We start from the raw sequence: 24,709 nt of genomic DNA on the forward strand, positions 1-24,709 counted from the left end.
GACCATCTTAAACATGCGGCGAGCCGAATTGAGGACACAAAATTGGCACACTCCGCAAGGATGAATGTACATGCTGACGTGTAAGTTTATGTAAGAACTGGTGGGCCGTGCAGGAATCGAACCTGCGACCAACTGGTTAAAAGCCAGCTGCTCTACCGACTGAGCTCACGGCCCGTGTTTGATGGGCTCTGAATAAGTCCATCCTGGACTTCTCAGAGCACGTAAAGCAAAAAAACGTGGTTTTAGCTTTCCTCCATTTTCAATCACCTGACGGCTATTGAAAATGGCAGTGCCTCCCTGCACTGCAGAACCTCTGATTTAGTCAGGGGTTCTTTGATTCGCACTGAATAAAGTCATCCATGGGACAGTGCGCGAAGGGCGGCGATGATACCCCAAGCCCCTGCAGCAAGGAAGCCGACCGCAGCGTTCGCACTTGAAATTCAGCCTCTTTCCCCTCATCTTTCTGAGCCAGTCACATTTATATATGTTGGGATTGGACTTATGCCGATTTACGAATACGCCTGTTCCGCCTGCGGCAAGCAGGTGGAAGTCATGCAGTCCATCAACGACAGGCCGCTCAAGCAATGCCCGAGGTGCAGGCGCCGGACGTTGAAGAAACTGGTGTCGGCCGCCGGCTTCAAGCTCACGGGCACGGGCTGGTACGTGACCGATTTCCGCGACAAGCAGCCCCCCGGCAAGGACAAGGAAGCGGACAAGGGGAAAGCCCCCGGGGAGAAGAAGACCGAAGGCACCGGGAAAGAGGACAAGCCCAGCGAGACCAAGACCAAGCCCGCGAGCGAGGCCAAAGCCAGGCCCGCGAAGAAGGAAGGCGACAAGAAGAAGGGCGCCGCGGAGTAGAACCTATCTCAAAATACCGTTCGCCCTGAGGTATCGAAGGGCGAAAATTACCTAAGTATTTGAGTCGTCCGTGCTTCGATACCTCAGCACGAACGGCTTGCATGTTCTGACAACATTTTGAGACAGTTTCTAGTAAACTCGCCGCCCCGCTAAGGGCCGGCTATATAAACAGATTGCACCGCCGCCGCCCTGCCCGTAACATTCCCGCCCCGACCCGGCTTGCAAGCGCGATCGGCGGCCGGAAAGAGCCCCTTTAATAAATGACAGAGGCGGGTATGCGTAGTCATTACTGCGGCGAGGTTACCGCCGCGCAACTGGATCAAACCGTCACGATTTGCGGCTGGGTGCATCACCGCCGCGATCACGGCGGCGTCATCTTCATTGATTTGCGCGACCGCGCCGGCCGCGTGCAGGTGGTGTTCGATCCGGACGGGCGCGAGGGCTTCGCCGTCGCCGAGAAGGTGCGCAATGAATACGTGCTGAAGATCACCGGCCGGGTGCGCCGCCGCCCGCCGGGCACTGAAAATCCGCACATTGCCACCGGCGAGATTGAAATACTGGCGAAGGCGATCGAGGTGCTCAACCCCGCCGAGGCCCTGCCATTCCAGATCGACGAGGAGGGCGTCAACGAGGAGACGCGCCTCAAGTACCGCTACATCGACCTGCGCCGCGAGCAGATGCGCAAGAACCTCATGCTGCGCGCCAGGGTCGCCGGCATCATGCGCCGTTATCTCGACGCGCACGGCTTCATCGAGTTTGAGACGCCCATGCTCACCAAGGCCACGCCGGAGGGCGCGCGTGATTACCTGGTGCCGAGCCGCACCCACGAGGGCAAGTTCTTCGCGCTGCCGCAGTCGCCGCAGCTCTTCAAGCAGCTGCTGATGATGTCGGGCATGGATCGCTACTACCAGATCACGCGCTGCTTCCGCGACGAGGACCTGCGCGCCGATCGTCAGCCCGAGTTCACGCAGCTCGACATCGAGACGAGCTTCCTGGACGTCGCGGAAATCACCGCCATCATGGAGGACCTGGTCCGTACGCTGTTCCGCGAGGCCATCGGCGTCGAGCTGCCGGATCCGTTCCCGCGCCTGACGCACGCCGAGGCCGTGCGGCGCTTCGGCACCGATCGGCCGGACCTGCGCGTGCCGCTCGAGCTGGTCGAGATCGGCGATCTGCTGAAGCAGGTCGAGTTCAAGGTGTTCTCCGCGGCCGCGAATTCACCGGGCCATCGCATCGCCGCGCTGCGCGTTCCCGCCGCTGGCGAGCGGCTGTCGCGCAAACAGATCGACGATTACACGTCCTGGGTCGCCAACTACGGCGCCAGGGGTCTGGCCTACATCAAGGTCAACGATGCCGCCAGGGGCCGTGACGGACTGCAATCACCCATCCTCAAGTTCCTGCCGGACGACGCCATCGCCGCCATCATGCAACGCACGGGTGCGCAGACCGGGGATCTGGTTTTCTTCGGCGCCGACAAGAACAAGGTCGTCAACGATGCGCTGGGCAACCTGCGCGTGCGCGTCGCGCAGGACCTCGGCTTGGTGCAGGAGGGCTGGAAGCCGCTGTGGGTCGTCGATTTCCCGATGTTCGAGTGGAACGAGGACGAGAGGCGCTGGGACCCCATGCACCACCCCTTCACCTCGCCGGTGAACCTCGATCACGCCGCGCTGATGGCGGCGCCGGGCGAGGCCATCGCCAAGGCCTATGACGTGGTGCTGAACGGCTCCGAGATCGGCGGCGGCTCGGTGCGCATACACAATCAGACCCTGCAGCAGACCGTCTTCAATCTGCTCGGCATCGACGAACGGGCCGCGCAGGAGAAATTCGGCTTCCTGCTCGAGGCCTTCCGCTACGGCTGCCCGCCGCACGGCGGCATCGCCTTCGGCCTCGATCGCATCGTCATGCTGATGTCCGGCGCGCAGTCGATCCGTGACGTCATCGCCTTCCCGAAGACGCAGACCGCCACCTGCCCGCTGACCGGCGCGCCCTCGGAGGCGAGCGAACAGCAGCTGCGCGAGCTGCATATCAAGCTGCACCGCCCGCCGGGCAAGCCGGAAGTCTGAGGCACACCCCATGCCGTACACCTGCGACCATCCGCACCCAGCGGTGACGACGGATGTAGTGCTGTTCGCACGCGATCGCCGGCAGTTGAAGGTGCTGCTGATTCAGCGCGCGTACGATCCGTATGCGGGATGCTGGGCGCTGCCGGGCGGATTTCTCGACGCGGGCGAGGATTTGATCGACTGCGCGTTGCGCGAACTGCTGGAGGAGACCGGCATTCACGCCCCCATGCTGCAGCAGTTGCATGCGTTCGGCCGCGCGGATCGCGACCCCCGCGAGCGGGTGATCACGGTGGCGTATTACGGCCTGCTGCCGGGCGGCCCGGTCGAGCCACGGGCGGGCTCCGACGCGGACGCGGCGCGCTGGCACGATCTCAAGCGCCTGCCCCCGCTGGCCTTCGATCACCGGGACATCATCCAGATGGCCGTGGCCCGTCTCGGCAAGAACCCGCCGCCTCCGGGCCAGTCAAAAGTCGGAGGAAATGCAAAGCGCAGACAGGCGGCAGGCCCGCGGAGTAAAGTAGGCGCAAAGCGATCGAAACAACGGCATTCGCAGCGCAGGTGACGAATGAGCCCGCCGATACCCTCGATTATTCATCCGCACAGCACCCGCTTTGAGGTGCCGCCGACGGTCGTTGAGTCGCTCGGCGCCGGTGAGCGCGAGCGGCTGCGCGAAAAGATCAAGCGGCTGCTGAAGGAGCAGGACGCGGTGCTGGTGGCGCATTACTACACCGATCCGAACATCCAGCAACTGGCCGGCGAAACCGGCGGCTACGTGTCGGATTCGCTGGACATGGCGCGCTTCGGCCACGAGGCGAAGGCGCAGACCCTGATCGTGGCCGGCGTGCGGTTCATGGGCGAGACCGCGAAGATCCTCAATCCGGAGAAGCGCGTGCTGATGCCGGAGCTGAAGGCGGAATGCTCGCTCGATCTCGGCTGCCCGCCGGAGGAATTCTCGAAATTCTGCGATGCCAATCCGGATCGCGTGGTGGTGGTCTATGCCAACACCAGCGCGGCGGTGAAGGCCCGCGCCGACTGGATGGTGACCTCGAGCATCGGCGTGGACATCGTGCGCTACCTGCACGAGCAGGGCGAAAAGATCCTGTGGGCGCCGGACAAGTATCTGGGCGACTACATCCAGCGGCAGACCGGCGCCGACATGCTGTTGTGGAACGGCAGCTGCATCGTGCACGAGGAATTCAAGGCGCTGGAACTGGCGGCGCTGCGCAGGCAGTATCCGGACGCCAGGGTGCTGGTGCATCCGGAATCTCCGGCGCCGGTGATCGCGCTCGCCGACGCGGTGGGTTCCACCACGCAGCTCATCAGCGCCGCGAGGAAGATGAACGCCAGACGCTTCATCGTGGCGACCGACAAGGGCATCTTCTACAAAATGAAGGAGGCGGCGCCGGACAAGGAGTTCATCGAGGCGCCGACGGCGGGGCACGGCGCCACCTGCCGCAGCTGCGCGCACTGCCCGTGGATGGCGATGAACGGGCTGCGCAATCTCGCGCGCGTGCTGGAAACCGGCGAGGGCGAGATTCTCATCGACGAGGACGTCCGCCGCCGCGCGGTGGTGCCGATAGAGCGCATGCTCGATTTTGCGCGGGCGCGCAAGCGGCAGGTGCTGGGCGCCGGCTCTGCTTAATCGCTTCGTATCAATCAGCATAGGTTCGAGAGTACGAAATGGCCGCGGACATTGAGGCGGTGGTCCTGGTGCACGGCCTGTTCATGCGCGGCGCGATCATGCTGCCGCTGGCCTTGCAACTCGAGTTGGCCGGATATGAAACCCATCTGTTTTCCTATCCCACGCGCGCCAAATCGCCGGCGGAAAATGCCGTGGCCCTGCGCCGGTTCATACACAACATCGCCACCTGGCGAATGCATGTGGTGGCGCACAGTCTGGGCGGGCTGGTGCTGCGGCATGCCGCCGCCCAGGGGCTGTCGGGCCGATTCGGCCGGGCGGTGACCCTGGGCACGCCGCACCGGGCGAGCGCCACGGCGCGGTTGCTGGCGCGCTTTCCAGCCGGCCGGCAGTTGCTCAATCGCAGCCTGGAGCGGGGCCTGCTGGGCGATGACCTGCCGCCGTGGCCGAGGCCGCTGTCACTGGGCTCGGTGGCCGGCATGCTGCCGGTGGGCCTGGGCCGGCTGTTGCCCGGACTGCCGCAGCCCAACGACGGCACTGTCGCGGTCGAGGAAACGCGGCTCGAAGGCATGACCGACCACATCGTCATGCCGGTGTCGCACACCGGTCTTTTGCTCCGGCCCGCCGTCGCCGCGCAGGTCGCAAGCTTCCTGCGCCACGGCCATTTTCAACACGATGCCGCGGTGAAATGGTAAAATTTCGATTCGATATCACCGTCTTCAGGGGTTGTTCATGGCCGGGCACAGTAAATGGGCCAATATCCAGCATCGCAAGAACGCGCAGGACGCCAAGCGCGGCAAGCTGTTCACCAAACTCATCCGTGAGATCACCGTTGCCGCCCGGACCGGCGGCGGGGATCCGGCTTCCAATCCACGCCTGCGTGCCGCCATCGACGCGGCGTTGTCGGCCAACATGACCAGGGACACCGTCGAGCGCGCCATCAAGCGCGGCACCGGCGAGGCCGGCGGCGAGCAGCTCGAGGAAGTGCGTTACGAGGGTTACGGACCCGGCGGCGTGGCGCTGATGGTCGATTGCATGACCAACAACCGCAATCGCACCGTCGGTGAGGTGCGCCACGCCTTCACCAAGGGGGGCGGCAATCTGGGCACCGACGGCTCGGTGGCGTATCTGTTCAGCAAGTGCGGCGTGCTTGGGTACGCACCCGGCGCGTCCGAGGAAAAAATCATGGAAGCGGCGCTGGAAGCCGGTGCGCAGGACGTGATCACCGATGAGGATGGTGGTATAGAGGTGATCACCGCGGCGGATGATTTCGGCGGGGTGAAGGACGCGATGACGGCCGCACGGCTGCCGCCCGATCGCGCGGAGATCACCATGCGCGCCGCGACACAGGTATCGGTGGATGGCGAACAGGCCGAAAGAATGATCAAACTGCTGGAATTGCTCGAGGACCTCGACGACGTGCAAAAGGTGTATTCCAATGCGGCGATCAACAATGCGGTGCTGGCGCGACTGTCAGCATAAATTCCGCGCCCCTGGAGCGGTGGATTGATCTGCATCCTGGGCGTGGATCCCGGTTCTCGGGTGACCGGCTACGGCCTCGTACGCACCGCGGGTTCCCGGCTCGAGCATGTCGCCAACGGTTGCATCCGCACCCCGCAGGGCGAGCAGGCCGTCAGACTCCACGCCATTTTTGAGGCATTATGCGGAGTCATCGATCAATTCCGACCGGATGAAATGGCTGTTGAAAAGGTCTTCGTGAAGCGCAACATCGACTCCGCGCTGAAACTCGGTCAGGCCCGCGGCGCCGCCATCGTGGCGGGCGCCAGCCGCGGCCTGCCGGTGCATGAATTCACCCCGGCGCAGATCAAGCAGGCCATCGTCGGCCGCGGCGGCGCCGACAAGGTGCAGGTGCAGCACATGATCAAAATGTTGCTGCGCCTGGACGCACAGGCGCAGAGCGACGCGGCGGACGCGCTGGCGGTGGCGGTGTGCCACGCCCACACGCGCGAGGGCTTGCGGCGCATGCCGCAGCTGACCGGCAGTCGTGCGGGGCGGTGGCTGTGATCGGCCGGCTGCGGGGGAAGCTGATCGCGAAACACCCGCCGCTCCTGGTACTGGAGGTGCAGGGCGTGGGTTACGAGGTCGAGGCACCGATGACCACGTTCTACAAACTGCCGGAACTCGACTCCGACATCAGCCTGTTCACGCATTTGATCGTGCGCGAGGACGCCCATCTCCTGTTCGGGTTCGCCACCGACCGCGAGCGCGGTCTGTTCCGCAGCCTGCTCAAGGTCAACGGCATCGGCGCGCGCACGGCGCTGGCGATTCTTTCCGGCATGGACGCGGATCAATTCGCCGCCTGCGTACAGGGGGGCGATCTGGCGCAACTGACGCGCATTCCGGGCATCGGCAAGAAGACGGCCGAACGCCTGCTCGTGGAGATGCGCGACCGGCTCAGGGACTGGGAGCTGGCCGCGAAGGCCTCCCTCGCCGCGACGAGTGACGCCGGCGAAGCGCATGACGCCGTGGCGGACGCGGTGAGCGCGCTGATTGCATTGGGTTACCGGCCTCATGAAGCCAGCCGGCACGTGCACGCCGTGGCCGGGGCCGGCATGAACAGTGAAACCTTGATCCGCGAGGCGCTGAAAAATGTCGCCCGCGCCAGCGGCGGCTGATCGATCATGACCGACAAGGCAGATTCACTGATCCGGCCGGTGGCGCAGACGGACGAGGCGGTGTTCGAGGAGCAGATCCGCCCCAAGCGGCTGCGAGATTACGTCGGCCAGCCGCCGGTCAAGGAGCAGATGGAGATCTTCATCACGGCGGCGGCAAAGCGGCGCGACGCGCTGGATCACGTCTTGATCTTCGGGCCGCCGGGGCTGGGCAAGACCACGCTGGCGCACATCATTGCCCATGAGCTTGGCGTCAACCTGCGCCAGACCGCCGGCCCCGTGCTCGAGCGCCCCGGCGATCTGGCGGCGCTGCTGACCAATCTCGAGCCCCGCGACGTGCTGTTCATCGACGAGATCCATCGCCTGAGCCCGGTAGTGGAGGAGGTGCTCTATCCGGCGCTGGAGGACTTTCAACTCGACATCGTGATCGGCGAGGGACCGGCGGCGCGCGCCATCAAACTCGACCTGCCGCCCTTCACCCTGGTCGGCGCCACCACGCGCGCGGGCCTGCTGACCTCGCCGTTACGCGATCGTTTCGGTATCGTGCAGCGGCTGGAGTTCTACACCCCCGTCGATCTTGAAGCCATCGTCAGCCGCTCCGCGCGCATCCTGAACGTCGAGATCGACGCGGAGGGCGCGCGCGAAATCGCCCGCCGCTCGCGCGGCACGCCGCGCATCGCCAACCGGCTGCTGCGCCGGGTGCGCGATTATGCCGAGGTGCGCGCGCAGGGGCGCATCGAGAGCGAGGTCGCCCAGCGCGCGCTGGACCTGCTCAATGTCGACATGCTGGGATTTGACATGATGGATCGCAAGCTGCTGCTGACCCTGCTGCAAAAATTCGACGGCGGGCCCGTGGGCATCGACAGCCTGGCGGCCGCCATCGGCGAGGAGCGCGGTACAATCGAGGACGTCATCGAACCGTTTCTCATCCAGCAGGGTTATCTCATGCGCACCGCGCGCGGGCGCATGGCCACCCGCGGCGCCTGGCAGCACTTCGGCCTCACGCCGCCGCGCGAGCCGCCGCTTGACGCGGATTTGTTCAAGGAGGAGGGTGCTTGAAGCAGCGCCGCCGATCGGCGGAATTTGTCTGGCCGGTGCGGGTCTATTACGAAGACACCGATGCGGGCGGTGTGGTGTACTACGCGAATTATCTCAAGTTCATGGAGCGGGCGCGCACGGAATGGCTGCGGCAACTGGGATTTGAACAGGATCAGTTGCTGCGCGATGCCGGCATTGTGTTTCCGGTGCGGCGGCTCACCGTCGAGTATTTCAGACCAGCGCGGTTCAACGAACAATTGAGGATTATGAGCAAAATCATCAATCCAGCGCGGGCCAGTTTGGAGTTTCAACAGCGCGTCCTGCGCCGGGATGATACCCTCCTGTGCCAGGGGGCGGTGACCGTGGCCTGCGTGGACGCGCGAACCTTCAGACCGAAACCCCTGCCCGACAATCTGCGTGCGGAGATCGAACATGCAAGTTGATTTCTCCATCGCCAGCCTGGTGCTGAACGCCAGCTGGCTCGTCAAATTCGTGATGGCGGTGCTGCTGTTCGCCTCGCTGTGGTCATGGACCGTCATCTTCGCCAAGCGCAGCCTGCTCAACCGGGCGCGCAAGAACGCCGAGGAATTCGAAACCCGCTTCTGGAACGCGGACGATCTGGCGGCGCTCTACGGACGCCTGAACCAGGGCCGCCGCCAGCCCAGCGGCATGGAGAAGATCTTCGAGGCCGGGTTCAAGGAGTTCGCGCGGTTGCGCAAACGCGAGGGCATACAGCCCATGGCCATACTGGAGGGGGCGCAGCGCGCCATGCGGGTGGCATTGAACCGCGAGATCGAGGATATGGAGACGCACCTGCCGTTTCTGGCGACGGTCGGTTCGGTCAGCCCCTACATCGGCCTGTTCGGCACGGTGTGGGGCATCATGAATTCCTTCCAGGCGCTCAGCAACGTGCATCAGGCGACGCTGGCGATGGTGGCGCCCGGCATCTCCGAGGCGCTGATCGCGACCGCCATGGGCCTGTTCGCCGCCATTCCCGCGGTCATCGGCTACAACCGTTACGCCAATGACATTGAGCGATTGTACAGTCGCTACGATATTTTCCTTGAGGAATTTTCCTCGATTTTGCAACGTCAGGCGCATGTTTAGCGATTCGCTTAACCCTTACCGGCAGAACAAACGTTTAAGGATGAAGTGAACATGGCGCAACGCAGCCGTCGGAGAAAACTGATGTCCGACATGAACGTCGTGCCGTACATCGATGTCATGCTGGTGTTGCTCATCATCTTCATGGTCACGGCGCCGCTGGTGACCCAGGGTGTCAAGGTCGATCTGCCGCAGGCGCCTTCGGAGGTTGTCGATACCAGCAACAAGGAACCGGTGATGATTACGGTGGACGCGGAAGGCCGCTATTACATCAACTTCGGCGATGATCCGAAGAAGCCCGTGGATCTCGAAACATTGCTGACACGCGTCAGTGCACTCGCCAAATACACGCCCGGCATTCCGGTGCTGGTCGGCGGGGATCGCAACGTGCCCTACGGACGGGTGGTGGAGCTGATGGCCGCGTTGAGCAGCGCCGGCGTCGGCGGCGTGGGACTGTTGACGGAATCGCCTGAAAAACCGGGGAAGTGAGTTTTGCAACAGCCACGCATCGATCGCTTTCAGGCGTTTGTATGGGCCGTGGCCCTGCACGTCGCCGCCCTGATCCTGCTGATGGTCAGCCTGCACTTCAACAAACCGCAGGTCATCACGCCGCCGTCGAGCCGGGTCATGAACGCCGTGGCCGTCGATCAGAACAAGGTCGAAGCGGAGATCAACAAACTGCGGGAGCAGGATCAGAAAAAACTGGACCAGCAAAAGGCCCTGGAGGAAAAGCGCAAGGCGGAGGAAAAAAAGATTGAGGATTTGAAACAGGAACAGGAAAAGCTCAAACAGCAAAAAGAGGAGGAACAGAAGCGTCTGAAGGAGGTCGAAGCACAAAAACAGAAGCAGGAAGAGGAAAAAGCGAAGATAGAAGCGGAAAAGCAGAAGGCCCTGGCCGAGAAAAAGCAGCTGGAGGATGAGAAGAAACAGGCCGAGGAACAGAAGCGCAAGGCGGAAGCGGACAAGAAACGCCAGGCCGAGGAAAAAAAGAAGGCGCTGGAGGCGCAAAGACGTCAGGAAGCGGAGGAGCTGGAGAAACAACGGCAACAGGAGTTGGATGCCGCGGAAAAGGCGCGCGAGGCGCAGGAACAGGCAAAGGCGGACAAGAGTCTCATCGATCAGTATGCGGCCCAGATCAAGGACAAGATAGAAGGTGTGTTCATCAACCCGGTGCCGGAGCAGGATTTGTCCTGCAAGATATTTGTGCGCTTGAGTCCGGCCGGGGACGTGCTGGAGGCGAAAATTGTGGAATCGAGCGGTAATCCGGCCTTCGATCAACAGGCCAACACCGCCGTGTTCGCGGCGCAGCCCCTGCCGGTGCCGGCCGACCCGCGCGTGTTTGATAAGATGCGGGCCTTCAATTTTATTTTTCATCCCACGAGGTAGCCGTAGATGAAGAAAAAAATATTGTTGTCCGTGTGCGGCCTGTTATGGTTGAGCGCCGCGGCCGTCGGGGCCGAGGAGGCGCAGTTCGACGTGGTCATCGACAAGGGCGTCGAAAAACCACTGCCAATCGCCGTGGTGCCGTTCCGCGCGAACGATCCCAACATGCCGGTGGACGTGGCGGCGGTGATCAGCGGTGATCTGGAGCGTAGCGGCCGGTTTGCCCCCATGCCGCCGCAGGACATGGTGAGCCGTCCCGCGGACTTCAACGAGATTCATTTCGACGATTGGCGCCGGTTGAGCATGCCGCACATGGTGATTGGCAAGGTGGACGCCGCCGGCGGCGGCGCCGACGTCGAATTCCGGCTGGTCGATGTCTATACCACCCGGCAGTTGACCGGCTACCGCTTGAACAGCTCGCCTGCGCGCCTGCGGTTCACGGCGCACCAGATCGCCGACATCATCTACGAGCAGTTGCTGGGCCAGAAGGGCGCGTTCGCCACGCGCATCGCCTACGTGACCGTGCACAAACTGGCCGCCGACAAGAAACAGTACAAGCTGGAAATCGCCGACGCCGATGGTTACAACCCCCAGGTACTGCTGGAGTCGCCGCAGCCGATCCTGTCTCCGGCATGGTCGCCGGACGGCAGCCGGATCGCCTACGTGTCCTTCGAGGGTCACAATTCGGCCATTTATGTGCAGGACATCAGTACGGGGCGGCGCGAGGCGGTGGCCGCGGGCGAAGGCATCAACAGCGCGCCGGCGTGGTCTCCCGATGGCACCCGGCTCGCGATGACCCGCTCCGCCGAGGGCAATCCGGACATTTATGTATTGACGCTGGCCGATCGACAGTTCCAGCGCGTGACTACCGAACCGGCCATCGACACCGAACCCGTATGGTCGCCGGACGGCGGCCGGCTGGCCTTCACCTCGGATCGCGGCGGTCAACCGCAAATCTATGAGAAGGACTTGGCGAATTCGCAGGTCCGGCGTATTACTTTCAATGCGGGAGGTTATAATGTCCGTCCCAGATATTCGCCCGATGGCAATATGATGGCGATGGTGCACCGGGACGACAACGGCGATCACATTGCGGTGCTGAATATGAAATCAGGCCAGTACAATACCGTAACCAGCGGCCGTTTCGATGAATCGCCAAGCTTTGCCCCGAACGGCAGCATGATCATTTATTCCACCACCGGGACTGGCGGCACCGAGCTGGCGGCGGTGTCGGTCGACGGCCGGGTACGGCAGCGACTCGCCTCACCGGCCGGTGCGGAAGTCCGCGAACCGGCTTGGGGGCCGTTCCGCAAATAATCGCAGATGACAGGAACCCAACGTCCGACGGTAACTCAAGAGTGAGTGATAAGGAGGGAACGATGCTGAAGCCCATGATTTCGTTAGTGTTGATGTTCATCACCCTGTTTGTGCTGGCGGCTTGTTCCAGCGAGAGCACCAAGGAAGGCAATGCCGCCGTCGTCGACAAAACGGGCCTGAGCGACGAGGAGAAGAATGCCAAGGCACATGCCGTCCCCGGCTCGGGCGATTTGCAAGGCAACGCTCTGGAGGGCGCCAGCAACCCGCTGTCGAGAACGGTGGTCTATTTTGATTACGACAGCAGCGATGTTCATGCCGACGACCGGCCGGTGGTCGAGGCCCATGCCGCCAAGCTGGCCGGCAATCACGATCTGATCGTGACGCTGGAAGGCCACGCCGACGAGCGTGGTTCGCGTGAATACAACCTTGCCCTCGGCGAGCGCCGCGCACAGGCGGTGAAGAAGCAGATGGTGTTGCTGGGCGTGGCGGCGGATCAAATCCGCACTGTGAGCTACGGCGAGGAGCGTCCCGCCGATCCCGGCCACGATGAGGCCGCCTACAGCAAAAATCGCCGCGTAGAAATCATCTACGCGAAGTGAGGCGGAATCGGGAAATCTCGAGGGCCTGACCATGGGCGTCATCCGGATGATGAAACTTGGAGCGATGGCGCTCGGCATGCTTGCGGCGTTGCCTGCGCTCGCCGATCCGCGCGAGGATGTCCCGGTGGTGCATGCCGCCGGCAGCGGCGATCTGGAGGCGCGCGTGGGGCGGCTGGAAAATCTGGTGCAGAGCAATGGCCTGCTGGATTTGTTGTCGCAGGTGGAAAAGTTGCAGGAGGAAGTGCGCCAACTGCGCGGCCAGGTTGAAACCCAGTCACACCAGATGGACGAGTTGGACGCCAAGCAAGCCAAACTCTACGACGACCTTGAACGCCGCCTGCAGGCCCTGGATCACGGCGGCGCGCCCGCCATCGCGGCGGCGATGCCGCCCCCCGCCAATCCGCCGCTGCCCACTGTTCCCGCCGCCGCTTCGCCTGTTCCCAATCAGGCTGCTGGCGGTCAGGGGCTGAATCCGCCGGCCCAAAATTCCGCTGTTGCCGACAACGCCGGTGGCGATGCCACCGCGCCCAATACCGCGCCAGCCGCAACGGCTGCGGGTGGCGGTCAGCCATCAAATCAACCGGTACCGAGTGCAACGCCTCCCAATCCAACCGGCAGCCCGGGCGGCGGCACCAATGTCGCTGCATTGGCGCCGGCAGGCGGCACGGCGAATACGAGCGGTAATCCGGACCAGGATTATAAACAAGCGCTCGAGTTGCTCAAACGCAACCGCTACGACGAAGCCATCGCGGTGCTCAACAATTTTCTGGTGAGTTATCCCACCCATCCGAATGCGGAATCGGCCGAATACTGGTTGGGCGAGGCCTACTATGTCTCCAAGCAATATCCCGCGGCGATTTCTGAATTCCAGAAATTCGTCCAGGCCTATCCGAAGAGCACCAAGCTGTCGCAGGTGCTGCTCAAGACCGGTTTCAGCTACCACGAGATGGGCCAGATCGATCAGGCCAAGTCCACGCTGGAGGACGTCAAGCAACGTTTCCCCGGCACCACTGCCGCGAACATGGCGGACCAGCGGCTGCAGCGTATACGTATGGAGCAGAAACCCTGAGAGGTAGATGCATAATCCGCGGCGTGCGCCCCGGATTGCTTTGTCACGTTCTGCACCAACCTGTTTTCTGCCATGACCATGTCGCTTACCGAACCCGCGCTGCGCGTCACGGAAATTTTCTTCTCCCTGCAGGGTGAAACCAGCCGCATGGGTTTGCCGACGGTGTTCATCCGGCTGACGGGCTGCCCGCTGCGCTGCCTGTATTGCGATACCGCTTATGCCTTCCACGGCGGCGAGAATCGCAGCATCGAGGAAATACTGAAGGAAGTGGAACGCCATCGCACGCGCTACGTCACCGTCACGGGCGGTGAGCCGCTGGCGCAGAAGAAATGCCACGCCCTGCTGAAGGAACTGTGCGACCGCGGTTATGACGTGTCGCTGGAAACCAGCGGCGCCATCGATGTCTCCGCCGTCGATCCGCGGGTGGTGAAGATTCTCGATCTGAAGACCCCGGGTTCGGGTGAAGTCGGGAAAAACCGGTACGAGAATCTCGCCTGTCTCACTGCAACCGATCAAATCAAGTTCGTCATCTGCGATCGCGACGATTACGAATGGTGCAAAACCCAGCTTGGCAGGCATCAGCTGACGGAGCGCTGCGAAGTATTGTTCTCACCCAGCCACGAGCAATTGAGCGCGCGTGAACTGGCCTCATGGATACTTGCCGACAACCTGCCGGTGCGCCTGCAGATCCAACTGCATAAATATCTCTGGGGCAACCAGCGGGGGAGGTGACGCCGATGGCCGCCCCACACCGTGCCGTGATCCTGCTCTCCGGTGGATTGGATTCCGCCACGGTGCTCGCCATCGCCAAATCGCGTGGGTTTGCCTGTTACAGCCTGAGCATCGATTACGGACAGCGCCACCGCGTGGAGCTGGACGCGGCGCGACGGATCGCGCAGAGCCTGGGCGCGGTCGAACACAAAGTGCTGGGGCTGGACCTCTCGGGGATCGGCGGCTCCGCGCTAACCGACCGGCAGCTCGCCGTGCCGGAAACCCCGACCGAGGGCATCCCCATCACCTACGTGCCGGCACGCAATACGCTGATGCTGGCCCTGGCGCTCGGCTGGTCAGAGGTGTTGCAGTCCCGTGATATCTTCATCGGTGTCAACGCCGTGGACTACCCGGGTTATCCGGATTGCCGCCCGGCATTCATCGAGGCATTCAATGCACTGGCGCAAGTGGCCACGCGCGCGGGCGTGGAAGGACAGCGCCTTGCGATCCACGCGCCGCTGATTGAACTCAGCAAGGCGCAGATCATCGAGGCGGGAACGAAACTGGGCGTTGATTATGGCCTCACGGTCTCCTGCTATCAGGCCGATGCAAAGGGCCGCGCCTGCGGCAGATGTGATTCCTGCCGCTTCCGCATCATGGGCTTTGCCCAGGCCGGTATTCCTGATCCCACCCGCTACTACCGGTGATCGTCGCGCGTATCAAAGATGGAGCGCTTGATCGGAAATTTGCATCGCTGGTTTGGCCTCGCCACGCTGGTTTTGTTCATGTTCACGGGACAGATCATGATTCACCACCAGCCGCCGGTGGCGGACATGGAGATGCCCTTGCGGCTTTTGTTCCGATCCCGGCATATCTACGTCCTGCTCGGCGGGCTGGTTAATCTCCTCGTCGGTTTGCGGTACGTGCTTCCCGCCGCGGGTTGGCGTCGCATCGCGGCCCTGTCCGCCTCGGGTCTTGCGCTGTCTTCAGCCCCTTTGCTCGGCGCCGCGTTTTTCGCCGAAGCCGCAGGCACCGGTCGTCCCGGACCGCTCAGCCCGTTGGGATTGGTGGCTGCTTTTTTGGGCGCGTGTGTTTATGCGTCAGTGACGTGGAATTTGCCACCGGATGGCAGGAGGGAATGCCGGACTGTGACTATCAGGAACGCGGCCGGCGAAAATTGATGTCGGATGACACCGCAACGGCGGCCGGCTGCAGTTGCAGATAAGCTTCATAGCGCGAGCGGATCTCGCGCACGTAGCGGACGGTGGTATTACTCCAGGACTGGACCGCATCCCGCGGCGCATTCATGCCGGGCATGGCCCGCTCCACCTGGCCGAACCAGCGGTTGGGATCCAGCCCCAGCCGCGTGGCACGCAATCGCGCCGCCCGGATCTGATCGAAACCGGCGTGATAGGCGGCGATGGCAAACCATGTCCGGTCCTCAACCGCCAGACTGTTCTCGAAACGCCGCCGCAGATTGCCAAGATAACGAATACCGCCGTGCACCGACAGTTCAGGGTCGTCAAGATTGCCGTGGTAACCCAGCGTCTGTGCGGTCTCCGGCATCAGTTGCATCAGGCCGCAGGCGCCCAGCACTGAACGGGCCCGCGGATCAAACCGGCTTTCCTGATACATCTGCGCGACGATCAGCCGCCAGTCAAACCCGTAACGTTCCGCATACTGCCGCACCAGTTGATCGTAGGGCGACAGACGCCACAGCGGATCATTCGACCTGGGGGGGAATTCATTTTTATCGAAGTATCGGGCCAGCAGCAGATTATGAAATTCCGAGCCTTGCACGTGCCTGAGGAAATCGGTCAGTACGGCGGTCAATCGGGGGTTAATGGCGCGGGTGGTAAATCGGTAGGCGTAGGGGTCGGGCAGCGACATGATCGGTTTCAGATTTGGATGAGCGATCATCGCCATCGCCAAATCGGGTGCATTGATGATGGTGTATTCCGCTCTGCCGCCAGCCACCGCATTCACCATGTTCATCGACGGTTCATCATCCGCGGTCTCGATGATTTTGAGCCCCGAAGGCACGGCCAGCGGATCCTTGCGCCAGGCACGCGCCAACGTGCTGTTGTGGCGAATCAATACGCGGCGGCCCCGGGTCGCCGCCGCCGCGTCGATGTCTGTACGCGCCAGCAGCACGGGAGCAACATAATTGTAGACCGGTGTCGTTGTCAGATCTGCGGCCGATTCCGTCCGCCGGCCGTCCAGGCGGGCGGTGATCACGTCACCATAACCCTGGCGCAGCCAGGCCAGCATCTGCTCCTCATTGTCGGCAATGAGAAATTCCACGCGCCAGCCTTTGCGCCGTGCGAGTTCGCGGATTAATTCATATTCATAACCGGCGCGTTCGCCATTGCGGATGAAATAATTCTCCGGGTCCGGGCGCGTGATCACCCGCAATAACCGCCTCTTCTCGATGGAATCCAGATCGCTTTGATAAATTTCATGTTGATGCCAGGCGATTGGGTGCAGATTAATGTGACGGTTCAAGGCCTCGCGCAACACCGGATTGTTCTTGCGCACCAGCCACGATACCGGTTCCTCGCCATTCAATTCGAAGGCGATGCGCAAATCCCGCCGCGCTTGCAGGGCATTGTCCGCCTGGTTTCTTTCCATCACCGTGAAGTCGTAAAGCCCGTTGGACAGGCCGTCGAGCAACTCCGATTGCATCGTGCGATCAGCGAGGGAAACCAGGCGCAAAGGCGCATGGCCGGCGTTGATCTGTTGCAACAGGGGCCACACGGGCGAGGCGGCGTTCAATCCGACCCGCAGTCCCGCAAGGTCTTGCGCGCCGAGCACGCGCACGTCGTGGGCGCGGGCGACGGCGGCGTAGCGAATGCGTTTCAGCGTGGTGGTCGGCTCCACCCCGCTGCCTGGCCAGCGCAGCGGAACATCCCCAATCACGACGTCGCCGCGACCTCGTTCCAAATCCGACAACAGTGACGACGGGCCATCGCATGTCAGCCAGGTGAGCTTGAGTTTCTGATCGGAAGCGAAACCTTGCAGCATTTCGCGTTCCTGATCGATGTCCCGCCCCAGGGCCTCGCCGCCCTGTTCCCGCAGCATCAACACGCGCAGATCGCCATGCTGGCGGATCACGGATAGATCGCCGATCCCGAGTGCAGGGACAGGAACGGAACGGGACGGGTGCGCGTTGAAGGAAGACGAAGTGAATCGTGCCCAATAGGTTGGGGAGAACGCGGGGACCGCGAGCGCCCATCCTGGGGAAATATCGCTTCCCGCCAGGAGCAGGCATAGCGCAGTAACGGCAGTGGCCAGCGGTTTACGCTTAGTCATCAACAACTCCGTTATAGTTTTATTGGGGGTACGACGATGCAAGTCAAGCTTGCAGAACAAATAACAAAAGAAAAACAAAGAGTTAATATGTATATAATAAGTTTAACACGAATAGATATTGCGTTGCAACAACCACGTCCTTTTTCAACTTCCCATGGGTAAGACATCCAATTTCAGCGATTGCTCCAACTCGTGCAGCCGTTCTGGCGTGCCGATGTCCAGCCAACGCCCTTCATAAAGATGACCGGTCAGCAAGCCGTGGGAGGCGGCTTGACGGAGCAGGGGTGCGAGAGGGAAGCGGCCTGGCGAGCATTCATCGAATAGCGCAGCTTGGAAAACACCCATCCCACCGTATGTATGGCGCGGTCCGTCATCCAACGAAATATATCTGCCCTTGAGGGCGAAGTCGCCATCGATGTGGTGGGCGGGATTGGGGACGAGTACAAGGTGGGCATGGGCATCCAGGGCCTGTGGCAGCCGGGCATAGTCCATATCGCTCCAGACGTCGGCATTGACCAGAATAAACGGCCCCGTGCCTAGTAGCGGCAATGCCCGAAATATCCCGCCGCCGGTGTCCAGGGGTTCGTCACCCTCGGCGGAATAGATGATTTTCATACCGTAGCATTCCGTCCCCACGGCCTGCTCAATCTGACGGCCTAGGCGGCCATGATTGATGATTACTTCCCGTACACCCGCCGCCGCCAGTTTTTCCAGATGATAATCAATCAACGTCCTGCCACGCGCCTTGAGAAGCGGCTTGGGCAGCGTGTCCGTGAGCGGACGCATGCGCTCGCCCCTGCCCGCCGCCAGTATCATCGCCTTCATGGGGGGGTCATGTGGTCTGATGATTCAACGCCGTCTGCTTCTCCAGTTCATCAAGCAAACGGAGCAATGGCGTCAGTGCGGAATAACGCGCGGCGGCATGACGCACGTAATTCACGAAGCGCGGCGTGTCGCTGAGATAACGCGGTTTGCCGTCGCGGTGATGAATGCGGGCGAAGATGCCAAGCACCTTCAGATGGCGCTGCAAACCCATCCATTCCAGATCGCGGTAATACTCGCCGAAATCCGCGGGCACGGGCAGTCCCGCTTTTCTGGCCTTTTCCCAATAGCGGATGACCCAATCCAGCACCTGCTCCTCCTCCCAGCTGATGAAGGCGTCTTTGAACAGTGAAATCACATCGTAAGTGACGGGCCCGTAGACCGCGTCCTGGAAATCGATAATGCCTGGATTCGGATCGCTTACCATGAGATTGCGCGGCATGTAGTCGCGGTGCACGAACACCCGCGGTTGCGACAGATTCTGCCGGATGATCGACGTGAATGCCGCCGTCAATATTTGCTGTTGCCGCGATGTGAGCGTCAGTTTCAAATGCCGCCCCACGTACCATTCCGGAAAAAGATCGAGTTCGCGCCGCAGCAGCGCCTCATCATAAGACGGCAGGATTTCAGGCCGGCTGGCCAGCTGCCATAGAATCAAGGCATCGACTGCATCGCGGAAGAGCGAAGCGGCGTTTTCATTGTTCAGCACATCGAGGTAAGTCCGGGTACCCAGATCGCTCAGCAGCAGAAACCCCTGCGCCAGATCCTGGGCGAGAATTTCCGGTGCATGCAGTCGCGCTGCATGCAGCAGCCCCGCCACCTTGATGAATTGCCGGCAGTCCTCCTTGTCCGGCGGCGCGTCCATGACGATGACGGTGCGACCGGGCAGTTGCGCGCGGAAATGGCGGCGGAAGCTCGCGTCCACCGAAACGGGCTGCAAATCCAGCACCGGCTCGGCAACCGCCTGCCGCAACCATTGACGCAACGACTCCAGCCGAGAGTCAGCAGCAGTGGTGAAATCCGCAGCAGTGCTCACGTGGGGGCCGGATGGGGGAAACGGTTTCTAGCCGAAATGGCAGACATAATCTAGCGTCTCCAGCGTCTCAATTTCAAAGTTCGAATTGCCCGGTACGCGAAACTGCCCGCCCGTCTTGAAAGTATGCCAATCCGGCGAACCTGCAAATTTCACGCGGCACACGCCGCTGTTGATCTCCATTAACTCCGGGGTGGACGTATTGAAGGTCAGTTTGCCCGGGAGAATCACCCCCACCGTCTTGCGTGCGCCGTCCGCAAACAAAACGGTGTGGCTGACGCATTTTCCGTCGAAATAAACATTGGCCTTTTTGATGATGCTGACGTTGTCGAATCGTGACATGAAAAAATTATCCGGAAGTGAAATGAATGACGAATGGTAGCAAATACCGCTGCGTGGACGGAACTTGGTGATAACGGCGGGAAGGCGGAGGGCTACAAAAACAATCCAGGCAAATCCACGCTGGAACGTTCTCCAAGCGCGTCGAAATTGGACGCAAGCCAGATCCCGGCGCGTTGCCGGCCTTCATCCCGCAAATGGCCTAGAAACGAGGGCAGGGTATTGTAATGGCTGCCGGCGCCGAGTTTCTGCATCATGTCATTGGCCTCGATGATGTGCAGGCGCAGCTGGCGTAGACGACGCTCAAGCTTACCGCCCGGAAACCAGCTTTGTTCAATCTGCTCCTTGCACAATGTGATGGCGCGCATCTCGCGCAGAAACGCGGTATTAAAACTGATTTCCTGCTGGCGGCGGCGTATGCCGGCCACCGTGGTCGGCACTTTTTTCCGTTCCAGCGGCTCGAGCATGATGACGGTGATGTCGGGACAGTTGACGTTGAAAATCAGCGGGAAGAGCGGTGGATTGCCGGCATAGCCGCCATCCCAATAATGCTGGCCGTCGATCTCGATCGCGTGATGCAAGGACGGCAGACAGGCGGAAGCCAGCACCGCGTCGAGCGAAAGCTCGTGGTTTTCAAAGACACGAATCTTGCCCGTCTGGACATTGGTGGCGCTGATGAACACGCGGATGGCGTTCTTGCTGCGCAGGCGATCGAAATCCACCAACGGCGCCAGGACATCCTTGATGGGGTTCAGCCCCAGCGGATTCATCTCATACGGCGACCAGACCTGGTACAAATCAAGATAAGACTTCAAGGCGGGCAGGGGTGAAGCGGTCTTCCGCCAGGCCGCGAGCGGGTGCGCTGCCTGAGCACCGAGCGAACTGAGTTCGGCGATTCCGGTCCAGAACTGGTGGAGGGCGGTGCGCGCCGCTTCCGGCCCGCCGCAAGCCAGGCCGTGGGCCAGCACCACCGCATTGATGGCGCCGGAACTGGTGCCGCTGACGCCGTCAATGCAGATGTGATTGTCTTCGAGCAGACGGTCGAGCACGCCCCAGGTAAATGCACCATGCGAACCGCCGCCCTGCAGGGCGAGGCTGGTGCTCTTAAGGTTGTTATTCGGGATCATCCAAACATCATATTGCAGTGCAGCAAATACCACAACGCCATTCGGGATATTAGTGCGTACTTATTGACCAACTATATGATGGGACAACCGTTTTATTTACTTAAACGAATAATTGCGAGCGCCGGTTTGCGCCCAACGGCGGGATCAGTTGAAATACGTCCACAAGAACCGATTTCGCAACCACTCATGCCAAAAATCAAATCCTCCAGCGCGGCCAAATCGCCGACGCCGGCGTCATCTGGTGTACTGATTCTGGGCCGGGCCGTCATTGAAACGGAAGCGGCGGCCATTGGTGCGCTGGCGACACGGGTGGATGAGAATTTTGCCGCTGCGGTGCGCTGCATGCTCACCTGCACGGGCCGCATCGTGGTCATCGGCATGGGCAAGAGCGGCCACATCGGCGGCAAGATCGCCGCGACACTTGCCAGCACCGGCACGCCCGCCTTTTTTGTACACCCCGGCGAGGCCAGCCACGGCGACATGGGCATGATCACGGCCAAGGATGTCGTGCTGGCATTATCAAATTCCGGCGAGACCACCGAATTGCTGGTGCTGCTGCCGCAGATCAAGCGGCTGGGTGTGCCATTAATCGCGCTGACCGGCAGCCCCGCCTCCACGCTCGGAAGGGCGGCAACCGTCGTGATCAATGTCTCGGTGGCGCAGGAGGCCTGCCCGCTCGGTCTGGCGCCGACGTCCAGTACCACAGCGGCGCTGGCGATGGGCGACGCGCTGGCGGTGGCGCTGCTCGACGCGCGCGGTTTTTCACCGGAGGATTTCGCCCAGGCGCATCCGGGCGGCAGTCTCGGACGGCGTTTGCTGCTCAGGATCAGCGACATCATGCACACCGGCGATGACATGCCGGCGGTGGCGGAGGATACGCTGCTGCGCGACGCGCTGATGGTGATGACGCAGAAAGGCCTGGGCATGACGGCGGTGGTGGACGGGAACCGCCGCGTGCTGGGCGTGTTCACCGACGGCGATCTGCGCCGGGCGCTGGATGGCGGCATCGATGTGCACCGCGTGCGGGTGGGCGGGGTCATGACGCGCAACGGCAAGACCGCGCGCGCCGATCAACTGGCGGCCGAGGCGCTGGCGCTGATGCAAAAACACAAGATCAACGCGCTCCTGATTGTCGACGACCGGCAAACGCTGCAAGGCGTGCTCAACATGCATGACCTGCTGCGCGCGGGGGTGGTGTGAGCAAAGGAGGCAAGGCGCTGCGCAAACGCGCCGCGGCGATCAAACTGGTGGTGTTCGACGTGGATGGCACGCTCACCGACGGTGGCCTGGTGCTCGGCCCCAACGGCCAGGAATTCAAGGTATTCCACGTCCGCGACGGCCAGGGGATGGTGATGTTGCGCGAGGCGGGGCTGGAGGTGGCGATTGTCACCAGCCGCAGTTCCGAGGTCGTGGCCGATCGCATGCGCGCGCTGGGCATCCGCTACGTGTACCAGGGCTACAGCGACAAGCTGTCGATATTTCAGGAGTTACTGACGGCGTTGAATCTGCGGCCGGTGCAGTGTGCCTGTGTCGGCGATGATCTGACTGATCTGCCGCTGCTGACGCGCGCCGGGCTGGCGGTGGCCGTGGCCGACGCGCACCCGGCGGTGCTTGACAGCGCCCACTGGTGCACGCAATTGCCGGGTGGCCGGGGCGCGGCGCGCGAGGTGTGTGATTTCATACTGGATGCCCAGGGGCGCCTGGCCGCCATGACCGCAAGATATGCGGGTGGCAAATTCTGATGCCGATCGACCATGTGGCGTGATTTAGCGCGGCGCCACGGTGTGCAACTGGCGTTGCTGGTGGCGGTGCTGCTGACCGGCTGGTGGCTGTACGACCTCGATCGTGAAGCCATGCGCGCCAAGGCGTTGAAAACGCATGAGCCGGATTATTTCATGGAAAATTTTGTACGCACACAGCTGGACACCGCGGGGCAGAAGAAACACCGCCTGCAGGCCAAAATGATGCTGCACTATCCCGATGATGGCAGCACCGAGCTGGTTCAACCGCTGCTGGAAGTCTACAATGCCGACGGCCCGCCCTGGCACGTCAAGTCGGAACGCGGTTGGATCAGCGCGAAACACGATCTGGTATTGTTGCGGGGCGAGGTGCAGATTTGGCGCGAGACCGCGGGTGGCGCGCGCGATTTCGAGGTGCTGACGCGCGATGTGCGCGTACTGCCCGATGATCGTTACGCCGAGACCGCGCAGCCCGCAATCATCCGCTCGCCGAGCGCCGAATATCACGCCGTGGGCATGCGGGCATGGCTCGACGAAAACCGGCTGGAACTGCTGAAGCAGGTGCGAGGACATCATGAAGTCCATGCGAATGCGTCGTAAATCCGCGTGGTGGCTGTGTCTCTGGATGGCGTGGGGAGCCGCCCATGCCCTGTCCACCGACAAGGACCAACCCATAGAAATCGAAGCGGACACCGCGCAACTCGACAAGGGCAAACAGGTGACGATATACACCGGCAATGTCGTGGTGGTTCAGGGCAGCATCCGCATGACCGGAGACAAACTGACGGTATATTACGATGACAGCCAGCAACTCAAAGACGCCTTCCTCGACGGCCATCCGGCCTATTTCAAGCAGCGTCCGGATGGCAAAAAGGAGGATTTCGAAGGCTGGGCGCTCAAGATGGAATATCACGCCAAGGAAAATCTGCTGCACTTGATCGATCAGGCCAAACTCAAGCAGGGCGATCAGGTCATGACCGGCGCCCGTATCAGCTACGATACCCAAAACAGCGTGCTCACCGCCCGCGGCGCGGCCGCCGTCAAGACCGGCCCAGAAACCGGCAAGGCCGGCGCGCCGTCCGGCCGCGTAAAGATCATCATCCCGCCCAAGAAGAAACCCTGACGCATGAGCGTATTGGCCGCCCGCCATCTCAGCAAGAAATACAAACAGCGCGAGGTGGTGAAGGATGTCAGTCTCACGATCCAGGATGGTGAGGTTGTCGGTCTGCTGGGGCCGAACGGCGCCGGAAAGACCACCAGCTTTTACATGATCGTCGGACTGGTGCCGTGCGACGAAGGCACCATCCATCTGGATGACCATGATCTGACCCGGCTGCCCATCGACCGCCGCGCCCGGCTGGGTCTCGGCTATCTGCCGCAAGAGGCCTCAATATTCCGCAAACTGACGGTCGAGGAAAACCTGCTGGCGGTGTTGCAGGTGGTGCCGGGATTGTCCCCCGAACAACAAAGGCGGCAGATGGAGGAACTGCTGCGCGAATTCCATCTGGAGACGGTACGCAGATCCCAGGGCGTGAGTCTTTCAGGCGGCGAGCGGCGCCGCGTCGAGATCGCGCGGGCATTGGCCCTGCGGCCGCGGTTTCTGCTGCTGGACGAACCCTTCGCCGGCGTCGATCCGATCTCAGTCAACGGCATACAGGAGATCATCCGGAAGCTTTCAGGCAAAGGCATCGGCGTGCTGGTCACCGATCACAACGTGCGCGAGACGCTGACCATCTGCCACCGCGCCTACATCGTCAACGAAGGGCGCATTATCGCCGAGGGCGGCCCGAAAACCATCCTTGAACACAAGCAGGTCCGAGACGTATATCTCGGCGACGGATTCCGCATGTAATTGATTGTTAATGTAAATTCAAATCAATAGTCGAGAGGTGCAGCGCAGTATGCATTTCTCATGCCTGTTGC

At 61.9% G+C, this 24,709-nt stretch carries 29 protein-coding genes and 1 tRNA gene; 24 read left to right on the forward strand and 6 right to left on the reverse strand.

Features of this window, described 5'->3' with window-relative positions; all coding sequences use genetic code 11:
* Window positions 1-98 precede the first annotated feature (98 nt).
* A tRNA-Lys gene (locus tag VMH34_01620) sits at window positions 99-174 on the reverse strand.
* A 327-nt stretch (window positions 175-501) separates the two neighbouring features.
* Here VMH34_01620 and VMH34_01625 point away from each other — a divergent pair.
* The 19 genes from VMH34_01625 to VMH34_01715 all read left to right on the forward strand — a co-directional run bounded on the left by VMH34_01625 (window position 502) and on the right by VMH34_01715 (window position 15,595).
* The gene (locus tag VMH34_01625) at window positions 502-858 is read left to right on the forward strand and encodes a zinc ribbon domain-containing protein (protein ID HTT07477.1); all 357 of its coding nucleotides are present in this window, start codon (window positions 502-504) and stop codon (window positions 856-858) included.
* A 275-nt stretch (window positions 859-1,133) separates the two neighbouring features.
* Complete coding sequence (gene aspS / locus VMH34_01630; protein HTT07478.1) at window positions 1,134-2,921, forward strand: aspartate--tRNA ligase; 1,788 nt, start codon at window positions 1,134-1,136, stop codon at window positions 2,919-2,921.
* Window positions 2,922-2,931: 10 nt separating this feature from the next.
* Window positions 2,932-3,483: an NUDIX hydrolase gene (locus VMH34_01635; GenBank protein ID HTT07479.1), complete on the forward strand. Its 552-nt coding sequence runs from the start codon at window positions 2,932-2,934 to the stop codon at window positions 3,481-3,483.
* Window positions 3,484-3,486: 3 nt separating this feature from the next.
* Window positions 3,487-4,563: a quinolinate synthase NadA gene (gene nadA, locus VMH34_01640; protein ID HTT07480.1), complete on the forward strand. Its 1,077-nt coding sequence runs from the start codon at window positions 3,487-3,489 to the stop codon at window positions 4,561-4,563.
* A gap of 38 nt (window positions 4,564-4,601) precedes the next feature.
* Window positions 4,602-5,255: an alpha/beta hydrolase gene (locus VMH34_01645; protein HTT07481.1), complete on the forward strand. Its 654-nt coding sequence runs from the start codon at window positions 4,602-4,604 to the stop codon at window positions 5,253-5,255.
* 37 nt (window positions 5,256-5,292) lie between these two features.
* Entirely contained in the window at window positions 5,293-6,042 is a 750-nt protein-coding gene (locus tag VMH34_01650; protein HTT07482.1) for a YebC/PmpR family DNA-binding transcriptional regulator, read from the forward strand.
* Window positions 6,043-6,066: 24 nt separating this feature from the next.
* Window positions 6,067-6,585 (forward strand): crossover junction endodeoxyribonuclease RuvC, encoded by a 519-nt coding sequence (ruvC, locus tag VMH34_01655; GenBank protein HTT07483.1) that lies wholly within the window; start codon window positions 6,067-6,069, stop codon window positions 6,583-6,585.
* Window positions 6,582-7,196: a Holliday junction branch migration protein RuvA gene (gene ruvA, locus VMH34_01660; protein ID HTT07484.1), complete on the forward strand. Its 615-nt coding sequence runs from the start codon at window positions 6,582-6,584 to the stop codon at window positions 7,194-7,196. Before ruvC ends, ruvA begins: the two co-directional genes overlap by 4 nt.
* 6 nt (window positions 7,197-7,202) lie before the next feature.
* Window positions 7,203-8,252 (forward strand): Holliday junction branch migration DNA helicase RuvB, encoded by a 1,050-nt coding sequence (gene ruvB, locus VMH34_01665; protein HTT07485.1) that lies wholly within the window; start codon window positions 7,203-7,205, stop codon window positions 8,250-8,252.
* On the forward strand, window positions 8,249-8,674 hold the full coding sequence (gene ybgC, locus VMH34_01670) for a tol-pal system-associated acyl-CoA thioesterase (protein HTT07486.1): 426 nt from the start codon (window positions 8,249-8,251) through the stop codon (window positions 8,672-8,674). Before ruvB ends, ybgC begins: the two co-directional genes overlap by 4 nt.
* The gene (gene tolQ / locus VMH34_01675) at window positions 8,664-9,338 is read left to right on the forward strand and encodes a protein TolQ (GenBank protein HTT07487.1); all 675 of its coding nucleotides are present in this window, start codon (window positions 8,664-8,666) and stop codon (window positions 9,336-9,338) included. Before ybgC ends, tolQ begins: the two co-directional genes overlap by 11 nt.
* An 81-nt stretch (window positions 9,339-9,419) precedes the next feature.
* Complete coding sequence (tolR, locus tag VMH34_01680; protein HTT07488.1) at window positions 9,420-9,824, forward strand: protein TolR; 405 nt, start codon at window positions 9,420-9,422, stop codon at window positions 9,822-9,824.
* A 3-nt stretch (window positions 9,825-9,827) separates the two neighbouring features.
* Complete coding sequence (gene tolA / locus VMH34_01685; GenBank protein HTT07489.1) at window positions 9,828-10,721, forward strand: cell envelope integrity protein TolA; 894 nt, start codon at window positions 9,828-9,830, stop codon at window positions 10,719-10,721.
* Between the two features lie 6 nt (window positions 10,722-10,727).
* Window positions 10,728-12,035, forward strand: a complete 1,308-nt coding sequence (tolB, locus tag VMH34_01690; GenBank protein ID HTT07490.1) for a Tol-Pal system beta propeller repeat protein TolB — start codon at window positions 10,728-10,730, stop codon at window positions 12,033-12,035.
* Between the two features lie 62 nt (window positions 12,036-12,097).
* Window positions 12,098-12,634 carry a peptidoglycan-associated lipoprotein Pal gene (pal, locus tag VMH34_01695; GenBank protein ID HTT07491.1) on the forward strand — a complete coding sequence of 179 codons (537 nt, stop codon included), beginning with the start codon at window positions 12,098-12,100 and terminating at the stop codon, window positions 12,632-12,634.
* Between the two features lie 31 nt (window positions 12,635-12,665).
* Window positions 12,666-13,703: a tol-pal system protein YbgF gene (gene ybgF / locus VMH34_01700; protein ID HTT07492.1), complete on the forward strand. Its 1,038-nt coding sequence runs from the start codon at window positions 12,666-12,668 to the stop codon at window positions 13,701-13,703.
* Between the two features lie 78 nt (window positions 13,704-13,781).
* Window positions 13,782-14,435 (forward strand): 7-carboxy-7-deazaguanine synthase QueE, encoded by a 654-nt coding sequence (queE, locus tag VMH34_01705; GenBank protein ID HTT07493.1) that lies wholly within the window; start codon window positions 13,782-13,784, stop codon window positions 14,433-14,435.
* Window positions 14,436-14,440: 5 nt separating this feature from the next.
* Complete coding sequence (queC, locus tag VMH34_01710; GenBank protein ID HTT07494.1) at window positions 14,441-15,121, forward strand: 7-cyano-7-deazaguanine synthase QueC; 681 nt, start codon at window positions 14,441-14,443, stop codon at window positions 15,119-15,121.
* 27 nt (window positions 15,122-15,148) lie between these two features.
* A complete protein-coding gene (locus tag VMH34_01715) occupies window positions 15,149-15,595 on the forward strand; it encodes a hypothetical protein (protein HTT07495.1) in 447 nt (148 codons plus the stop codon).
* Here VMH34_01715 and VMH34_01720 read toward each other — a convergent pair.
* The 5 genes from VMH34_01720 to VMH34_01740 form a co-directional block, all read right to left on the reverse strand.
* Window positions 15,570-17,528, reverse strand: a complete 1,959-nt coding sequence (locus VMH34_01720; GenBank protein HTT07496.1) for a transporter substrate-binding domain-containing protein — start codon at window positions 17,526-17,528, stop codon at window positions 15,570-15,572. The genes VMH34_01715 and VMH34_01720 overlap by 26 nt on opposite strands.
* A 342-nt stretch (window positions 17,529-17,870) precedes the next feature.
* A complete protein-coding gene (locus VMH34_01725) occupies window positions 17,871-18,551 on the reverse strand; it encodes a nucleotidyltransferase family protein (protein ID HTT07497.1) in 681 nt (226 codons plus the stop codon).
* A 7-nt stretch (window positions 18,552-18,558) separates the two neighbouring features.
* Window positions 18,559-19,584, reverse strand: coding sequence for a phosphotransferase (locus VMH34_01730; GenBank protein ID HTT07498.1), 1,026 nt, complete (start codon window positions 19,582-19,584; stop codon window positions 18,559-18,561).
* Between the two features lie 27 nt (window positions 19,585-19,611).
* Window positions 19,612-19,923: a pyrimidine/purine nucleoside phosphorylase gene (locus VMH34_01735; GenBank protein ID HTT07499.1), complete on the reverse strand. Its 312-nt coding sequence runs from the start codon at window positions 19,921-19,923 to the stop codon at window positions 19,612-19,614.
* A 92-nt stretch (window positions 19,924-20,015) separates the two neighbouring features.
* Window positions 20,016-21,047 carry a patatin-like phospholipase family protein gene (locus tag VMH34_01740; GenBank protein HTT07500.1) on the reverse strand — a complete coding sequence of 344 codons (1,032 nt, stop codon included), beginning with the start codon at window positions 21,045-21,047 and terminating at the stop codon, window positions 20,016-20,018.
* Window positions 21,048-21,233: 186 nt separating this feature from the next.
* Here VMH34_01740 and VMH34_01745 point away from each other — a divergent pair, with 186 nt between their 5' ends.
* Genes VMH34_01745 through lptB form a run of 5 tightly spaced genes read left to right on the forward strand, consistent with a single transcriptional unit; the run spans window position 21,234 to window position 24,638 of the window.
* On the forward strand, window positions 21,234-22,247 hold the full coding sequence (locus VMH34_01745) for a KpsF/GutQ family sugar-phosphate isomerase (GenBank protein HTT07501.1): 1,014 nt from the start codon (window positions 21,234-21,236) through the stop codon (window positions 22,245-22,247).
* Window positions 22,244-22,789 carry an HAD-IIIA family hydrolase gene (locus tag VMH34_01750; protein ID HTT07502.1) on the forward strand — a complete coding sequence of 182 codons (546 nt, stop codon included), beginning with the start codon at window positions 22,244-22,246 and terminating at the stop codon, window positions 22,787-22,789. Before VMH34_01745 ends, VMH34_01750 begins: the two co-directional genes overlap by 4 nt.
* A gap of 12 nt (window positions 22,790-22,801) precedes the next feature.
* Window positions 22,802-23,386: an LPS export ABC transporter periplasmic protein LptC gene (gene lptC, locus VMH34_01755; GenBank protein ID HTT07503.1), complete on the forward strand. Its 585-nt coding sequence runs from the start codon at window positions 22,802-22,804 to the stop codon at window positions 23,384-23,386.
* Window positions 23,361-23,909, forward strand: a complete 549-nt coding sequence (lptA, locus tag VMH34_01760) for a lipopolysaccharide transport periplasmic protein LptA (GenBank protein ID HTT07504.1) — start codon at window positions 23,361-23,363, stop codon at window positions 23,907-23,909. Before lptC ends, lptA begins: the two co-directional genes overlap by 26 nt.
* A 3-nt stretch (window positions 23,910-23,912) precedes the next feature.
* Window positions 23,913-24,638, forward strand: coding sequence for an LPS export ABC transporter ATP-binding protein (lptB, locus tag VMH34_01765; protein ID HTT07505.1), 726 nt, complete (start codon window positions 23,913-23,915; stop codon window positions 24,636-24,638).
* Window positions 24,639-24,709: the final 71 nt, after the last annotated feature.

Source organism: Gammaproteobacteria bacterium (genome assembly GCA_035501935.1).
Lineage (GTDB): Bacteria > Pseudomonadota > Gammaproteobacteria > JAJPIJ01 > JAJPIJ01 > JAJPIJ01.

What these genes read in the sequence shown, in the direction of transcription:
- lptC (HTT07503.1), top strand. Translation starts at nt 22,802, where the DNA reads ATGTGGCGTGATTTAGCGCGGCGCCACGGTGTGCAACTGGCGTTGCTG.
- tolQ (HTT07487.1), top strand. Translation starts at nt 8,664, where the DNA reads ATGCAAGTTGATTTCTCCATCGCCAGCCTGGTGCTGAACGCCAGCTGG.
- VMH34_01625 (HTT07477.1), top strand. Translation starts at nt 502, where the DNA reads ATGCCGATTTACGAATACGCCTGTTCCGCCTGCGGCAAGCAGGTGGAA.
- VMH34_01635 (HTT07479.1), top strand. Translation starts at nt 2,932, where the DNA reads ATGCCGTACACCTGCGACCATCCGCACCCAGCGGTGACGACGGATGTA.
- VMH34_01645 (HTT07481.1), top strand. Translation starts at nt 4,602, where the DNA reads ATGGCCGCGGACATTGAGGCGGTGGTCCTGGTGCACGGCCTGTTCATG.
- tolB (HTT07490.1), top strand. Translation starts at nt 10,728, where the DNA reads ATGAAGAAAAAAATATTGTTGTCCGTGTGCGGCCTGTTATGGTTGAGC.
- VMH34_01650 (HTT07482.1), top strand. Translation starts at nt 5,293, where the DNA reads ATGGCCGGGCACAGTAAATGGGCCAATATCCAGCATCGCAAGAACGCG.
- nadA (HTT07480.1), top strand. Translation starts at nt 3,487, where the DNA reads ATGAGCCCGCCGATACCCTCGATTATTCATCCGCACAGCACCCGCTTT.
- VMH34_01735 (HTT07499.1), bottom strand. Translation starts at nt 19,923, where the DNA reads ATGTCACGATTCGACAACGTCAGCATCATCAAAAAGGCCAATGTTTAT.
- ruvB (HTT07485.1), top strand. Translation starts at nt 7,203, where the DNA reads ATGACCGACAAGGCAGATTCACTGATCCGGCCGGTGGCGCAGACGGAC.
- lptA (HTT07504.1), top strand. Translation starts at nt 23,361, where the DNA reads ATGAAGTCCATGCGAATGCGTCGTAAATCCGCGTGGTGGCTGTGTCTC.
- pal (HTT07491.1), top strand. Translation starts at nt 12,098, where the DNA reads ATGCTGAAGCCCATGATTTCGTTAGTGTTGATGTTCATCACCCTGTTT.
- ybgF (HTT07492.1), top strand. Translation starts at nt 12,666, where the DNA reads ATGGGCGTCATCCGGATGATGAAACTTGGAGCGATGGCGCTCGGCATG.
- queE (HTT07493.1), top strand. Translation starts at nt 13,782, where the DNA reads ATGTCGCTTACCGAACCCGCGCTGCGCGTCACGGAAATTTTCTTCTCC.
- queC (HTT07494.1), top strand. Translation starts at nt 14,441, where the DNA reads ATGGCCGCCCCACACCGTGCCGTGATCCTGCTCTCCGGTGGATTGGAT.
- tolR (HTT07488.1), top strand. Translation starts at nt 9,420, where the DNA reads ATGTCCGACATGAACGTCGTGCCGTACATCGATGTCATGCTGGTGTTG.
- VMH34_01725 (HTT07497.1), bottom strand. Translation starts at nt 18,551, where the DNA reads ATGAAGGCGATGATACTGGCGGCGGGCAGGGGCGAGCGCATGCGTCCG.
- VMH34_01745 (HTT07501.1), top strand. Translation starts at nt 21,234, where the DNA reads ATGCCAAAAATCAAATCCTCCAGCGCGGCCAAATCGCCGACGCCGGCG.
- VMH34_01740 (HTT07500.1), bottom strand. Translation starts at nt 21,047, where the DNA reads ATGATCCCGAATAACAACCTTAAGAGCACCAGCCTCGCCCTGCAGGGC.
- lptB (HTT07505.1), top strand. Translation starts at nt 23,913, where the DNA reads ATGAGCGTATTGGCCGCCCGCCATCTCAGCAAGAAATACAAACAGCGC.
- aspS (HTT07478.1), top strand. Translation starts at nt 1,134, where the DNA reads ATGCGTAGTCATTACTGCGGCGAGGTTACCGCCGCGCAACTGGATCAA.